The organism is Vibrio sp. 99-8-1 (assembly GCF_013114595.1).
In the GTDB taxonomy this organism is placed as follows: domain Bacteria; phylum Pseudomonadota; class Gammaproteobacteria; order Enterobacterales; family Vibrionaceae; genus Vibrio.
Window position 1 is genome coordinate 18,419 of sequence record NZ_VTXE01000014.1, and the last position, 13,990, is coordinate 32,408.

Sequence of the window (13,990 nt, forward strand, 5' to 3'; positions counted from 1 at the left end):
TTCTAATTTTTATCATTCTTTTTGTTAGAAAATAATTTTTTCATTGGATTATTTTTTGTTTACAAAAACTTATAAACGTAAAATGACTATTGGTCTACATTATGAAGAATAATAACCTTAACCTACTACGTACATTGCAAGTACTGCTTGAAGAGTGTCATGTTAGTCATGCGGCTGAGCGTTTGCATATTACCCAGTCTGCGGTGAGTCGCCAGCTTACTCAACTGCGTGAGCTATTTCACGATCCTCTTCTGGTAAGAGAAAAAAACCACCTTGTCCCTACCCCAAGAGCAGAGCTGTTAAAACAGCGGCTAAATAGTGTGTTAACCGAGTGCGATCACCTTTTTGAACCCGAACAGTTTCAGCCCTCTCTTTGGCAAGGGAAAGTCACTATCGCCTCGTCTGATCACGTGGCGCAATACTTTATGCCTGACCTGCTAGACAGTTTGCAGCAAGAAGCGCCGAAGCTAAATATTGTGTACCACTCGTGGTCTCCAAAAAAGTTCGACTTGCTAGGTGAGCTGGATATCCAGTTGATCTCAACAACCGCACCAGAAGTGCCCGACGGCTTGTGTGGGATAATGACGGGAGAGGATCACCCCGTGTGTGTGATGCGTACGGGCCACCCTTTGGCATCGTCCGATAAACTAACATTAGACAACTTTCTCGACTACAGTCATGTCTCCGTTATTGGAGGGGGCGATAAAGACAGTTTTATCGATCTCGCCTTAGCAGAGCAAGGTTTGAGCCGCCAAATTCAGTTTACCGTCCCTTTCTTTTCCGCCGCTCTCACTGCACTCAGCCGTTCCGATATGCTGCTGGTTATTCCAGAGCATATTGCCATTAGCATGCAACGTAACTTTTCTGTCACCTATTTTCCGCTACCGTTGCAGGCACCAAAACAGAAGTACTGGCTAATATGGCACCCAAAATACGAAAACGACCCTTCTCACATCTGGCTAAGAGAAACCGTGTTTGACGTCATGCGCCACTCTCTTCCTTTGAAGGGCATGGTGAATGCTGAGTGAACATAGCCGTGTTAACCTGCTCTGATTTTGAGTTGTTGCCAGAAGTGTAAGAAAGCAATGTGTGGATTTAAGACATAAAAAAAGGGCGCATGATTGAATTGGATGACATCATTGCGCCCTAAAACAACTATCTAAGTTGATTAAAATTAATTAAGCGGTACTACTTGACCATTGCGATAGACCGTTTGTAAGTTGAGTTCATCGTCAACCACAATAATATCGGCATCTTTTCCTTTTTCTAAGCTTCCTTTTCTATCTGCTACTCCGGCTTGTATCGCTGGATTAAAAGACATCAATTTCGACAGAGATAGGAAATTTTTATCCAACCGCGACAAAATTCTTCTTGCCGATGCCAAGTGATCCATCTCTAACCGATTTACTTCTTCAAAATCATCGGCCTTAAGGACTCGGTTACCCGACTCCCCTTCAATATGAAGAAGATTATCAACGATCGAAAATCGCTCCTTACGCAGATAATGGTCAAAGGTGTAGCCTTCCGGAAAATCCACATAGCCCATGCAGTCACTCATGACCACCATTCGCTCATCACCCTTTAGCCGGTAAAGAATGTCAAATGCCTGATCACTAATCGTCATACCCGTTTGCTTCGCTACATCGGCGTACATATCTTGATGATACATTAAAGATCCAACCACACCGAGTTCACGGTGATGAAACTCTCTCATGCCACTGTAAGAGTGAGTAAAGTGATTAAGCCCTACCTCCTTTGCCTTACATATTTCATCAAATGTAGCGGAAGAATGCCCCGCAGACGCGGTAATTCCTTGCGATGTCATATGGGATATAAGCTCTAGCGCCCCTTCTAACTCAGGTGCAAGAGTGACCATTCTTACATTACGACCACTTGCCTCGTTTAGTCGATCAAACTTCTCTACTGACGGCTCCAGTAAACAATCTGAACGTTGTAGACCAATGCGCTCAGGGCTAATGAATGGCCCTTCCAAGTGCGTTCCCAAAACTTCTGCCCCCATTGATGGGGTTTGTATAGAGATATAACGCCCAATACTTTCCATTGAATCAAGCAGAAAATCATACGGCATGGTGGTAGTGGTCGGCAGATAAGAGGTCACACCCGCATTCACTAAATCTTCCGACATTCGTCTCAACGAACCCACCGTTCCTTTAAAAGCAAACGAACCACGACAGAAACCATGAATATGAAGATCCACAAAACCGGGAAGCACTTTTTTATCGCCATAATCGACAAATTTGCCCTGCCAGTCGTCACAGATTTGCTTGATCTTGCCCTCTTCGATAACCAAGAAACCGCTAACAATACTATTTTCAGTAACAATGAAATCAGACTTTATTGCAAATACATCGCTCATCTCATTTGTTCTCCATATTGCGGATGGACTCCCTTGCTCGATCAGCGACTCTCTGTGCCGTTTCTGCGCATAAGCCAATATAGCTTTCTGGTTTTAACATCTGGTCAATCTCTTGTTCAGAGAACGAATCACGAAGAACAGGACTACTCTTTAAGACATCACTGTAGTTTCGCTCCCCAGATGCCGTTTCCATCGCCAGTTCATACACTGTGTGATGAGCTTTATCCTTACCTAACCTGTCTGTCAGTTTCATCATCACATACTCACTATTGATTAAACCTTTGGTTAGCATAACGTTCTGGTACATGCGTTCACGGTTTATCACTAGTGTTCTGGTGAGCTCTTCAGCACGAAGAATAATTTCTGTAGAACACTGCATCGCTTCTTCCATGCATGAGTCGTACAGAAAATATGACGAGCTGTCGCCTTCAAACGGACGAGCCACTGCCAGCATGGATGCATTCATTGATGAGTACAGTTTTTGGCTGTTGCCAATAATGCCTTTAGCAAGTTTAGGGTTCACTTTTTGTGGCATTGTGCTACTTCCCACTGTCCCCTTTTTAAACGCTTCCGATACCTCTGAGAACTCTTCACAAGAGGTTTGGTACACCTCTTCCGCTAGCTTGTGAAAAGTCGTAGCTAACAAACACATATTGCTGATGTACTCGGTACGAAATACTCTAGAGTTTCTTGATGGAACCGCCATAGAGTGCATACCCAGTTGTTTGGCAACGTGATCCTGAACTTGTGGACCAATTTCACCCATGGAGTGAAATGCACCTACCGCCCCGCCCATCATGACAGTAAACACACGTTTTTCAGACTCTATTAATCTTTCCTTTGCACTCAGTAACTCTTGCAACCAAACGCTAGCCTTATAACCATATGTAATTGGGACAGCATGTTTACCGTGCGTTCTGCCAGCCATGATTGTGTATTTATGCTCTTCACACAAATTAGCCAAATTCTCTATTGTTTTGTCTAAAAACGACATGAGCTTGTCATGTATTTTTTTAGCCATGTAAAGATGAGCACTTTGTTGGATGTTTTGGGTAGTGACGCCAAAATGGACATACTTGCCACTCTCTTTATCACACGCTTCAACAAGAACTTTAACCGTTGGTACAAAGTTATGGCCGATTTCTTGAAAAATCTCTTCCATTCTTTTCAGGTCAATTTTTTCAATAGAGCAGTTTTGTATTATGTTGAGTGCCGCCTCATTAGGAATGACACCGAGTTCACCCTGTGCTTTTGCTAACGCGGCTTCTAAATCAAGCCAAGACTGAACTTTGGCTTCTCGACTAAAACTGTCCTTAATACCTTGGTCATCAATCGTTAGACTTTTTGAATCATATAACGCTCTCACTAGACAGTCTCCTGTGCGACTTTTAAGTCTGAATTACTAATGCCCGCAATATTGTCATCAACGGCATTTCTTACGAACTCAACGGCTGGGCCATAAACAATCTGAATGTGATTATCGTTAGGGAAAACAATGCCCGCAGCACCAGAGTTTCTCAAAGCTTCAGTATCTACGATGGTTTTATCTTTTATATCTATACGTAAACGGGTAATACAGTTTTCAACTAGGTCAATATTGCTTCGGCCACCGAGTGCATTCACCACAATGCCCGCAATCTTGTCGTATTCTTTCTCTTCTAGAAGAGTTGAGTTGGAGACTCCGTCTTCTCGACCAATCGTTTTTGCATCAAACTTAACAATGGCCCAACGGAAAGCAAAATAGAACATAACAGAGTTAAGTAGGCCAAGGACCACTAGGTTCAACCACTGCGTATGCTCATACATAAGGCCAAAAATACCAAAGTCGAAGATGGTTCCACGGATGTAACCCATGGAAATATCAAGGAAGTATTGAGGAATAGAGCCGATACCGCTTAGAACCGAATAGATGGCAAACAGAGGCGCTGAAATAAACATAAATGAGAATTCCATTGGCTCAGTTACATTGCCTAAGAAGGCTGTAGCGACCACAGTAATAATGGCACCTTTAGCAAATTTTCTATTTTCTGGCTTAGCACAATGGTACATAGCCAAACCCATTGCAGGGATACGGAACAGAGTTGTAAGCATTTGGTTTGGTGCTAGATATGCCGATATCTTAGGCATATGTTCTGCCCATGCAGGGTGCTGAGGGCCAAGATTGAACAGCAGCTCATTCATCGGTGGGATAACACCAATATACGTTTTTCCTTCAATAATGTACTGTCCACCCGCTTCAGTGAATCGTACCGCCGAATCAAGAATGTGGTGTAAACCGAAAGGAATAAGTAACCGGTTAAGCATAGAGAATATCGCAGGACCAATATATACGTTCATCAGTAAGCCGGATATCGCCACCATGCCAGCCTGAAAAATGCTCCAGAAAAATGGAATAGCCAGACCAACAAAAGCAGATACGAAGACCGTGATGATTGCCACTGATTTCTTGCCCGCAAAGAACGACAGTGCGATAGGCAGTTCCAGACGTGAATATCGGTCGGTACAATACGCACCAATAAGCCCGGCGATAATTCCTCCAAGCGCATCAATACTGAGGGTTTGAATACCTAAGACAACATTTTGACCACTGATGTCTATCAACTCTTTGGCGGCGAGTTCCCCGGTAAGTTTCAAGCTAACATTCATGGAAATCAGCAGTGTGAGATAAGAAATTACCGCTGCAAAGATTGCGATGCCTTTATCTTTTTTACTCATGCCATACGCAACACCCATCGCAAACAAAAGCGGAATATTAGAAAAGATGGTTCCCGAGATGCTCTTCATTGACGAAAGAATGGTTATTAAAGTTGGAGACGCTAACAGCGGCAGTTTCTCGGTTAAATAGGGTTGACCTAACGCACTAGAAAGCCCCATAACCATGCCGACAGGTGCCAGCACAGCAATAGGCAGAAGTAATGAGCGACCAAATATCTGGATCGTCTCATTAAGTTTTTGCATTCTACTCATTATTTTTTTCCTTATTGTAGATAGTAGGGATTGAATTTCACTACAATCTTCTGACATGCATTAAAGGTAAACAAGGTCATAAAAAGACCTATTTTTTCTTCAGAAATTGCCCTTAAATGAAATGTTCTGGATAGTGTGTACGCAGGTGATATTTAAGTTCGTCGACAGAACAAGAGTCGATGTTATCAATAAAGTCATTAATATTGATCTTTCTAGCTGCTCGCGGGAGGTTGAGTTTATTGAGTATAGCGGTGTCAGCGTCTGACAATTCAAAGCTCAGCTTGATATAAGGTTTGCCTATTTTTTCAAGATAGTTGGAAATCTTATTGGTGAAAGTAACGAGAAGATCGTAGTCAGAGTCTTTAAGGAAAAATACCTCATTACTGTTCACCAGCCTTACATACTCTATGTGGTATTGCAGTTTTAGCTTCTCAACGAAGTACATGATCTTTTCCTGAGAGCTGTTACTAACCACACATACTCGTACTTTCTTTTTGTCTACCATTCGATTTTGCAAGTAAAATCGTTTAAATATCATAACGATATTAGAACGTACAGCATCACTTATCTGGGTCTTTGCGGCTCTCTCCAATAAACTAGTATGAGTGCAGACCAATCCAGATAGTGTGTCATCTGGCTGTATCACATTGTCTGTTTTTTTATCGATTATATTCACGCCGATAACTGCACGAGAAAGGCTCACCTTCAACAGTTCATACAGCTCACAAAACAACTCCCATCGGTTAAAAATGTTCTCTTCTAAATCCGCACAAACCTTGTCAATAAATGAATGTGTCGCATCGGTCAGAAGTTCATCATAGCAGTTGAACACATCTCGACTGATGGTTGAGGTGGAGATTATCTGATTAACTGCTTGGTTCTCTTTCTCATCATCAAACAGAGAAAAATGTAGAGTATTAACCATCTCATTCGGATGGACCTCACTGATATTGTTTCCAGCGCTGGCTCTTTTTAATGATAAACACAAATATATGATCAGATACTTCTTCGAGTTATAGCTAAATTTGAGTCCATACTGCTGAGATAGTCGGTGATAAAGAGCAAGCGCTTGTGAAATATACCCTTGATTGGAGTCAAGAAACATTGAGGCAATTTCTTTATTAACGGGAGTCGCCGCTGGGTGCAGTGAAGGTTTTAACGCTTCGCTTAGCTCAATACAATCAAAAATTATATTGGCTAACATGACCCGAAGGTTCAGTTCATTGCCCGTTACCATCGTTCCTTTACGATGCAAAATGGTTGCTGTTAGACCATAGCTATCCAACAAAGCCAAAAGCTCGCTATTGTCATTTTTTAAAGTAGAAAGGCTGATACCAAGTCGTTCATAAAGTGTTTTTTTACTTAGTTCACCGGAAAGTGTCAGGTGCAATACAAGCAACTTCACCCTCTCACTTTGGTTAGATCGGTAGTTCCTAAACGACAACCGATGCATAAACTGTTCGTAGCCGGAATAAGCTCCGCGATAAATCACACGGTTACTTTTCAAAGTAAGAAAACGGTAATCACCCATCAACTCATTTATCTTTTTTAGGCTTCTCATGATGGTTGACTGATTCTTGTCTAAGTGTTTTTCCAGCTCAGATAAAGACACTGACAAGTGCTCCTGAACATACTTCATAAACTCTATATCAGTCAGGTTCATACTTATTCCAACAAGCTTAATTACAATGAGGGTCATTTGAGAGGCGCTAGTTTAGCACCAAAAAAAAGCTCGTTTCTTTGAAGCAAAGCATGCTTCACATACTTCACTCTACCTTGTTTTACAGCAATGCTCTTTCCAGAAAACAAGACAATACTAGGTTCCTTTTCCAAGGTATGTTTTCTGCCGAGATTTATAAATACCCGTTATCACGATCAAAACTACCGTGAGTAAATAGTAAGTGCCGAAGTGAAAACCAATTCCGTACAAGGCGATATAGGCCACTGCGGCAGCACCAAGAACATAGTAGATGGCCGGAAGTATTGTTTTTCGGATGATGTCGCCCTCACAACCACTTAAGCCTACCGCAGCGGTGATCATAACGACATTCTGAACACAAATCATGTTTCCAGCTGCTGCCCCAACAGACTGAACAGCAACAATCCAGGTGGTATCCAGACCGCTCATTTCCGCTACGTTGTACTGAAATAAGCTGAACATCATATTACAGAGTGTATTACTGCCGGCAATGAATGCGCCCATCGCCCCGATACCTGCCGACATGATGATCCAGACATCACTGAAACGGTCAGCAAAAAACTGTGCGAGTATTCTTGGCATGTCCAGTAGCTCGCTATCCCCCATCCCACTGCCGATAAAAATTTTCACCATAGGAACAGCAAACATCAATGCCGTAAATGCGCTCGTCACTACCGGTGCAGAGTTTGATACTGCGTTGCTAAAGGTGCCTACTGTACCTCTGTGAATCATCACAGCAAACAAAGCAGAAATAATAAAAATGGTTCCGGGTAAATAACCAAGCTCCAGTGACGGGGAAATTTGGCTTCCGAATAGCTCACCAGTTTCAACGGTAAATGACAAAAGCCATGCTTTGACAGGAAGTTCGTCCATCCTGCTGGCAAACAAGATGGTGACCATCAGCAAATAGGGAAGAACCGCCTTGAAGGTCGACATATTTGAGGTGAACGCTTTTTCCTCAATGGTTATCACCCCTTTCCAGCTATCTGCCCATTGCGATTTTTCCGGAAAATCCCACCCTGCGTCATCGGGTAACAGCCAGCCTTTTTTGGCGGCAATGACCACAGGAACTAAACCAACAAGAGAGCCTATAATGTCAGGGAACTCAGGTCCGAGATATCTTGCCGTCAGGTAGTAAGGCACAGAAAAACAGACACCAGCGAATATCGCAAACTTCCATACCCGTAATCCGGGTAAAAAAGAGCGCTCCGCACCGAAAAAGCGGGTCAACATGCACACCAAAATTAACGGCATTAATACCGCAACGGTGCCGTTAATTGCCGCCACATAATAGCCTAACTGATGAATATACTCGTTCCATGAAAGCCCTGCGATGCCCACACCTTCAAGTTCTCCACCTCCAAGCCCGACGGATAATCCAACCAGAACAGGAGTGCCCACTGCACCAAATGAAACCGCAGTACTCTGAAAGATCATGCACAATACCGCTGCGGCCATGGCAGGAAAACCCAAACCTAACAGCAATGGCCCTATAATTGCTCCTGTCGAGCCGAACCCTGCTGAACCCTCAAGAAATGCCCCAAATAACCATAGAATAATGATGACCTGAACTCTTCGGTCAGTGGAAATATTGGTAAACATTCTTTTGATAACAGTCAGTGCGCCGGTTTCTTTTAAGGTATTGAGCAATATCAACGCACCAAATACGATATACAGAATGCCTCCGGCGGTAAAAATACCGTCGATAATCTGTGCCAGCAGAATATTTAGCGGAACTTTCCAGACGAGGCTGGATGGAATAATGACGGACAATAACGCCAATGGCATTACTATTTTTGCCGGCCAACGCAAGCCGACTAGCAGGATAGTAATCACCAAGATAGGCAAAGTTGATAACAAAAACAGCGTGTATTCTTGATACATAGTTTCAACTTACCCTTTGCTTTAAGCACAACAGAATAGAATGAGTGTACATCTTCGGACGTCAGTAAACATTAATCTGGATACCATAGTTATGCAGACGAAAAAAAGGTAAGAGCGTACACTCTTACCAAAAAAGACAATAAATAAACATTCCCCGGCAATAGAAAATAGACGAGATCGTTAAGAGACAGGCAAAACGGTTAACTTGTCAGATAAAGCAACTCTGTTTTGCGTTGTATATCAGTTCCACTTTATTTCTTGCATTCAGTAGCGATTTCGCACGATCTAAATGGTAATTCACACCATTTGCCGACAGCGGGATAATCTGCATGATTTCGTTGCAGCTTTTACCAGAAGCCGTCAGGTGCAGTATCTCGGCGGTGCGCTCTTTCATGGAGCCATTATAAAAATTAGGGTTAGTCACTCTTGGATAACGCCTTGTCAGATAAAAATGAAGCGTATCCAATTGCAGCTTAAGTCCGGAGTTTTTGATTTTACTTTCCATGTCATGCTGTTTTAAGGCATTTGAGTACATAAAAAAGAAGCCAGCAAAATCATCTTCATGTTCAGATACCGTCACAGAAAACAGAGAGCTTACTTGGTTGCTAAGCAAAAACTCTTCTTTGTACTCGTTGTGTGGCTCTCCTGTTTTCAAAGCATTTAAGAAATTGCTCTCTAACCAACTAGCTAGGTTAGGAGTCTTTGTACTTCTCCGGCTGTCGGACATATACATATAAATCAACCGAGAAGCGACACAAGCCCCCTTACTACTGGTAGAAAATATTGGGTATTTCAGGAGGTTAACTTCATCGCGATTTCTTGTTGAGTTAAATATTCCAAAATCTTTAGGAAAGACAGCGTACGAGAATTCAAATCCATATACTTTCTTTAACCTTTCAGATAGCTCGCACGACAGTTTGTCCTCGTTAACATAGAAGTGTTTCATAATATCTGCTGCTTATTCCGTTGCTTTGTAAGAGGTTTTCATACAAAGCGATGGAACCTTGTTGTTCCATCGCTTGTTATACTGCCGTTGTTACCAAGGTGTCTTCGATAGAACGGAACTATAGAATGACATACGACCTGCAATCTCGCCCGTAACCATAATAAGAGTAGAGGCGAAGAGTATTTTGTTGTATCGACTCTCATTACGGGTTATCAGCATCATTAGGATAACGCCCCCGATAATGCTCGCGACAACGCGATACCAGATAAGCTCACCATTGGTCTCCAGACCTGCAATCTGACTCCACATCGCCACGATTATCAATACCAGAGCAATTGCTGCCGCATAAACGTTGCGTACCATGGTAGGAACCGACTGATTTGACAGACGAATATAGGTCATCAGTGAGGCAATACCCAGTAACAACGCTGTGCCGATAAATGACAGATGGGTGAGTACGGTGTTCCACTCCGGCTGATGCTCTACGCTGAAGTAGATTTGCCCGGACATCACGACTCCAGACAAGCCCAATACAGAGGCCAGAATACCGAGTGGTTGCTGAAGGCTTCTTTTTGATTCAACAAAATGAGTCATCACCCATAGCGCCACAACACCATTGATGGTACCAAATGCCACCACTTCAAAACTCAGCCATGAACTGCCCAGCCCCCGCAATGCATAGTAGGCTTCGAAAGGACTTCCCAGGTGCGCCAGTGAACAGAGAGAGCCGGTCAAAATAATGCCCCAAATACCCAACACAGCAGGCTTTATTGCCGTTAGCTGACTAGCATGCAGTGAGAAAAACATTCTGTAGAAGGTTAATGCCGCAATGCAACCTATTCCCCACTGTGAAAGTACGGTGAAGAAAACCAGTGAAAATTGAAATTGTTCCATCATTTCCTCCTATACGCTTTTGGTCATAAGTATGATATTTGGATTGGTAATGGTGTGATCCGGCATACCAAAACGCTTTTCAAGCTCTACCCAGTTGGTGTCACCATACTGTGCCCTTAGCTCATCAATAGGGCCAAACTTAATAACACCGGCAGGACAAGACTCCACACAACGAGGCTGCAAGCCAACATCAAGGCGGGTTGCACACATATCACATTTGCTGGTTTTCCCTTTTGCCGCATCGTATTTGGGAGCATCGTACGGGCAGGCCATGATACACATCTGGCAGCCGACACATTTTTCATGATCCTGAACCACGATACCGTCAGCACGCTTGCTGTAGGTATTGGCCGGACACACTTCCATACATTTAGGGTCGTCACAGTGATTACATGACATGGTAATGTCGACCAGTGAGTTAGGGTTCTGCGTTTTAAACTCACGTACATTTCGCCATGAAACACCATAAGGAGTGGCATTTTCTGTCTTACATGCCATCGAGCAGGTTTTACAGCCATAACATGCGTCTAAATCTACTAAAAATCCGTATTGCTTAGTCATTTACTTATACCTCCTTCATCGGGCGCACATTGACCAAAGTACTATTACAACACTGGCCATGGCCAATAGGCTCCGGCATGTCATTAGTGACGCTACTTGAAGAGCCGCCGTGCCTCTCCATCCAGCCATTTTCAAGACTGATAACGCCCTTCATGATATGGGTTGTCACCTCAGCCCGTGCAGGATGTTCACCGCGATCGTTGTAGGTAATCACCATCTGTCCATCTTCGATGCCGCGGACTTTTGCATCCTCCGGATGAATCATCATCCATGGTTCGTTACGCATCAGTTCATCAACGTACTCATTGATGCTGTGGCTGGTATGAACACTGCGCTGAAGTTTGCGCTGCACAGCCATTAAAGGATATTTCTTAGCCAGCTCTGGCGAGCCGGTCGGAGATTCCTTAATCGGCATATGGTGAGCAATGGGGTTAAAGCCTCTTTTCTTCGCTTTATGCAGGTAGAAGTTTGCTTTGCCTGTAGAGGTATAGTATTTGCCGCCATCAAACGGAACCCATGGGAACTGTGCTGGTTTCACCGGCCCTTTCTTCAGTTGCTCGATGGTAATGCCTGTGCCTCTTAGTTTGTTTTCTATGTAGTGTTCGATTGGCTGGTTAAAGGCTTCACCAAAGCCGAAACGCTCCGCAAGGCGGGCAAAAATCCAGTAATCCGGTTTCGCTTCACCCGGTGGTTCTACCGCTTTTTCCATCAGCTGAACGTAGTGGCTTCTTGGCCCGGCCATTAAACTCACATCCTCAAAAATGGTGGTTACCGGCAGCACCAGATCCGCCCATTTCGCTGAGTCCGTCATCAGGTTATCGGCGACCACAACAAAGCGGCAGTTCTTAAAGCCCTCTTTCACCTTATTGGTGTTTGGAAGCTGGGTTAACGGCGAGAAGGTCATGCTATAGAAGAAGTCGATTTTATGTGGATCTTCTTCCAGCAGCGCACGGCCGATTTCAGCCATTGGGACCTTGGCGATTTTCTGTTTCGGCGTTGGCGGTGGCGGCATTAACGGGCCAAATTTCTGCATCTGCCCTACACCACCGGCATCCAGAATACCGGCGCCTTTTTTACCAATGTTGCCGGTAATTAGCGGGATATAGTGCTGAGTCGCAACGGCATAAGCCCCGTTCTCTACACGCTGGGCACCAGACATATTGAAGATAATCATTGCAGGGTGAATAGTGCCGAAATCACGGGCCAGACGGTGCACAGTGCCTGCCGGTACTGAAGTCTCTTTTTCCGTGGCTTCCAGTGTCCAAGGGTCACACTCTGCCCTTACCATTTGCAGAACCGTTGTGTACGGAGAGTTTGACGGCAACTGAGAATCCCACAATGCAGGCTCAATATTTGCTGTGTCATGACGAACATAAGACTGGCTCTTCAGGTCATAAACCAAGTGGCTGTCTTTATCTTCACTGTTTTCGAAAACCAGCTCTTTTGACTGATCCGCCAGCCATGCTGCACCGGTATGTGCTTTCAGGTATTTCTCGTCTGTCAGGCCTTCATCAAAGATGACCTTCATCATGCCCATTGCTAATGCAGTATCGGTTCCCGGAATAATCGGAATCCATTCATCGGCTTTTGCTGCTGTTTCATTAAAGCGGGGATCAATAACCACGATACGGGCACCGCGCTCTCTTGCCTTGTTAAACTCTTTCCAGTAAGCGTGAAGGGTTACAGCCGGGTTGTTACCCCAACATAAAAGGTATTTACTGTCTGCAATTGTGTCTCGTGTATCGGTAAAGCGATAACCGGTAATATCAGGCACCGTACCGTATGCCGCGCCACAGCAGATGGAACCGGAACGACGGGTACAACCGCCAAGGTAATCAAAGAAGGCACGACCCATACCGTTTTTAATTGAGTCCATATTGCCGGTAAAACCGACAAACATCAGGCCTTTGTTGCCTTGTTCTTTTATGGTCTGACGAATATTTGATTCAACCAGATCCAGCGCTTCGTCCCAGCTTATTTTCTTAAACTCGCCTTTACCTTTTTCACCCACACGCAACAGAGGATGGGTTAAACGCTCTTTATGGTGTACCCATTTAGCACGGCTAAGACCACGGAAACAGCCTTTCACATTAAAGCCTTCCCGCGCCTCAACTTTGATCACTTTTCCTTTATAGCTGTAGGCAGTTAAGTTGCAGTGCAAACACTCCATGGCACAGCTGGAGCTAGCTTTAGTAAAATCTGAATACTTAAAGTTATATTTGTAAGGCGGATTATTAAACTGCATTGCTGCCAGTTCAGGTGCAAAAGGAATCAGGCTTAATATACTGATCCCTTTTAACACACTTCGCCGTTTTACTTCTCTTTCTAGAATTTCTTCCATTGCTTCATCACCTTTTATACTACTTATTAAATACGTTTAATGAACATATCGACGAACAGAAAAACAATTCACAACAAGCTTTCAATAAATACAGAAACCCCTTCACATAAATATCTTTACGCGAACAAATTCCTTTTATTTAAACTTAATAACCTAAGTGCTGATTATATTTTTATGTCACCTATGATGAGCAGATCATCAAAGGTAAACCACACTAAACAACCTTATCCATACACCAACACTTTCATATAAACCCCCATCAAAGATGGAGTCTTAACGCATAATCTGTGTTCGGTTCTGTGCTCTCGTTGCTATATCCAC

Annotated in this window: 10 protein-coding genes; 1 reads left to right on the forward strand and 9 read right to left on the reverse strand. The window is 43.7% G+C overall.

The window, feature by feature from the left end:
• Nucleotides 1-101 precede the first annotated feature (101 nt).
• Nucleotides 102-1,028: a LysR family transcriptional regulator gene (locus F0227_RS09540; protein WP_171752967.1), complete on the forward strand. Its 927-nt coding sequence runs from the start codon at nucleotides 102-104 to the stop codon at nucleotides 1,026-1,028.
• Between the two features lie 146 nt (nucleotides 1,029-1,174).
• On the opposite strand, the gene F0227_RS09545 is transcribed toward F0227_RS09540, so the two are convergent.
• The 9 genes from F0227_RS09545 to F0227_RS09585 all read right to left on the reverse strand — a co-directional run bounded on the left by F0227_RS09545 (nucleotide 1,175) and on the right by F0227_RS09585 (nucleotide 13,669).
• The gene (locus F0227_RS09545) at nucleotides 1,175-2,377 is read right to left on the reverse strand and encodes an amidohydrolase family protein (protein ID WP_171752968.1); all 1,203 of its coding nucleotides are present in this window, start codon (nucleotides 2,375-2,377) and stop codon (nucleotides 1,175-1,177) included.
• Nucleotide 2,378: 1 nt separating this feature from the next.
• Complete coding sequence (locus F0227_RS22080; protein ID WP_171752969.1) at nucleotides 2,379-3,743, reverse strand: adenylosuccinate lyase family protein; 1,365 nt, start codon at nucleotides 3,741-3,743, stop codon at nucleotides 2,379-2,381.
• Entirely contained in the window at nucleotides 3,743-5,344 is a 1,602-nt protein-coding gene (locus F0227_RS09555) for a PTS transporter subunit EIIC (protein WP_216613378.1), read from the reverse strand. The genes F0227_RS22080 and F0227_RS09555 overlap by 1 nt, the downstream gene beginning before the upstream one ends.
• Nucleotides 5,345-5,456: 112 nt before the next feature.
• Nucleotides 5,457-7,007 carry a helix-turn-helix domain-containing protein gene (locus F0227_RS09560; protein WP_171752970.1) on the reverse strand — a complete coding sequence of 517 codons (1,551 nt, stop codon included), beginning with the start codon at nucleotides 7,005-7,007 and terminating at the stop codon, nucleotides 5,457-5,459.
• Nucleotides 7,008-7,160: 153 nt separating this feature from the next.
• Entirely contained in the window at nucleotides 7,161-8,927 is a 1,767-nt protein-coding gene (locus F0227_RS09565) for an L-lactate permease (protein ID WP_171752971.1), read from the reverse strand.
• Between the two features lie 208 nt (nucleotides 8,928-9,135).
• On the reverse strand, nucleotides 9,136-9,873 hold the full coding sequence (locus F0227_RS09570; protein WP_171752972.1) for a LuxR C-terminal-related transcriptional regulator: 738 nt from the start codon (nucleotides 9,871-9,873) through the stop codon (nucleotides 9,136-9,138).
• A 90-nt stretch (nucleotides 9,874-9,963) separates the two neighbouring features.
• Nucleotides 9,964-10,767: a DmsC/YnfH family molybdoenzyme membrane anchor subunit gene (locus F0227_RS09575; RefSeq protein WP_171752973.1), complete on the reverse strand. Its 804-nt coding sequence runs from the start codon at nucleotides 10,765-10,767 to the stop codon at nucleotides 9,964-9,966.
• Nucleotides 10,768-10,776: 9 nt separating this feature from the next.
• Nucleotides 10,777-11,328, reverse strand: a complete 552-nt coding sequence (locus tag F0227_RS09580) for a 4Fe-4S dicluster domain-containing protein (protein ID WP_171752974.1) — start codon at nucleotides 11,326-11,328, stop codon at nucleotides 10,777-10,779.
• Between the two features lie 4 nt (nucleotides 11,329-11,332).
• On the reverse strand, nucleotides 11,333-13,669 hold the full coding sequence (locus F0227_RS09585; protein ID WP_171752975.1) for a molybdopterin-dependent oxidoreductase: 2,337 nt from the start codon (nucleotides 13,667-13,669) through the stop codon (nucleotides 11,333-11,335).
• Nucleotides 13,670-13,990: the final 321 nt, after the last annotated feature.